Raw genomic sequence first — 1798 nt, 5'->3', positions numbered from 1 at the left:
TGCCGCGGCGCAAAACCCATCGCCAACGCCCGTTCCAGCCCGCTCCCACACCTCCAACAAACGATCAGGCGCGTTTCGCAGAGATCTCCTTCGATCGCCGCCGCGCGTCCCATCCCGCTCAGGCCGGGGCCAACACCACCCGGTCCCGCCCGGCCGCCTTCGCCGCGTAGAGCGCCCGGTCCGCCGCCGCCAACGCGGCCTCCAGCGACGTCGCGACGTCGCCTGTCGGCGCCAGCTCGGCGACCCCCGCCGAAGCCGTCACCGCCTCGCCGGGGCCGGCCGGATGAGGCACTTCCAACCGTTGCGCGGCGCGCAGCCGTTCGGCGACCGCCGCGGCCCCGGCGGCATCCAGCCCTGGGCACAGCACGGCGAATTCCTCCCCGCCGAGCCGCCCGACGATGTCGCCTGCGCGCAGGTGCCGCCGGAGAACACCGGCCATGCCGGCCAGGACGGCATCGCCGGCCGCATGCCCGTGGCCGTCGTTGATCGCCTTGAAGCGATCGAGATCGAAGACGATCATCGCCGCGGGCATGTCCTGTCGTCGGCAGAGCGACACCGCGGTCTCCGCGGCGGCGGAGAAGCCGCGCCGGTTGGCGAGACCGGTCAGCGGGTCCGTCACCGCGGCGCGCGCGAGCTGGGCCATGATCGCGTCGCGTTCCGCCATCATTTCGAGCGCAGCCAGGACCAGCAGCGGCACCGCCGCGTCGAAGGTCAGCCACAGCCAGGTGCCGATGTTGATCGGATCGCCCTGGCGGACGATGGTATTGTCCCAGGCGTCGAAGGCGATCAGCACGATGCCGAGGACCAGCACGGCAAGCAGTTGCCGCAGCACCAGCTTGCCCGTCCCCGGCCCCGCAGCGCGGTAGCGCGCGACAGCGACGACCATCGCCCAGACGCAGAGCATGCCGATGCCGAGCCGCGCCGCGAGGAAGGCCTGATCAGCGAAGGTCATCGGGGCCGTCCGCTCACCTGTCGGTCAGCCGCAACTCGATCCGCCTGTTGCGGGCGAAGGCCGCCGGACCGTCGCCGGCGTCGATCGGCTGCGTGTCGCCGAAGGAGGCCGCGGCGACGCGGTTCGCCGGCAGCCCTTCCGCGATCAGCAGCTGCGCCACCGCGATGGCGCGCGCGGCGGCGAGTTCCCAGTTGCTCGCGAAGCGCTGGCTGCGGATCGGCGTGCGGTCGGCATGCCCGTCCACGCGCAGCACCCAGGCCACGTCCTGCGGGATCTGCGGCGCGATCTCCAGCAGCACGCGGGCGAGGTCGCGCACCTGCCGCCGACCTTCGTCCGACAGTTCCGCCGAGGCCGGCCCGAACAGCACCTCCCCCTGGAAGACGAAGCGGTCGCCGACGATGCGCACCTCCGGCCGCTCGCCGAGCACCTGGCGCAGCCGGCCGAAGAAGTCGGAGCGATAGCGCTGCAGCTCCTCGACCCGCGCGGCGAGCGCGGCGTTCAGCCGCTGCCCGAGCAGGGTGATCTGCGCTTCCCGGTCGCGCCCCTGCGCTTCCTCGAGGTCGAGGGCGGCGACCAGCCGGGCGATCTCGGCGCGCAGCGATTCGATCTGGCGGGTCAGCAGCGCGACCTGCGCGCGGGCGCTGTCGGCGAGGCGCACCTGCTCGGCCGCCTGGGCCTCCGCAAGGCGGCGCGCCTCCTCGGCGAAGCCGGTGCGGCGGGCGGCATCCTGCGCCGCGGCCTCGGCCGTGGTGGCGCGGCGCGCGGCGGCCTGGGCCTCGGCCTCCGCCGCGGTGGCACGCGCCGTGGCCGCTGCCGCCAGCCCTTCCGCCGCCGTGCGCAGTCGTG

The 1798-nt window shown here is 74.2% G+C and carries 2 protein-coding genes; both read right to left on the bottom strand.

Translation table 11 applies throughout. The annotated features are described in order from the left end of the window. Window positions 1-118: 118 nt before the first annotated feature. Window positions 119-952, bottom strand: coding sequence for a GGDEF domain-containing protein (locus tag GXW74_RS27695; protein ID WP_211850156.1), 834 nt, complete (start codon window positions 950-952; stop codon window positions 119-121). 13 nt (window positions 953-965) lie between these two features. Then, on the bottom strand, window positions 966-1798 hold an 833-nt coding region (locus tag GXW74_RS27690; protein ID WP_211850154.1), incomplete at its 5' end, for a peptidoglycan -binding protein.

Source organism: Neoroseomonas eburnea, from assembly GCF_018129005.1.
Lineage (GTDB): Bacteria > Pseudomonadota > Alphaproteobacteria > Acetobacterales > Acetobacteraceae > Neoroseomonas > Neoroseomonas eburnea.
The sequence above is the reverse complement of the archived record's forward strand: the minus strand, read 5'-3'. Positions and strand labels throughout refer to the sequence as shown.

Coding starts and splice junctions, on each gene's coding strand:
- GXW74_RS27695 (WP_211850156.1), bottom strand. CDS start 952: ATGACCTTCGCTGATCAGGCCTTCCTCGCGGCGCGGCTCGGCATCGGC.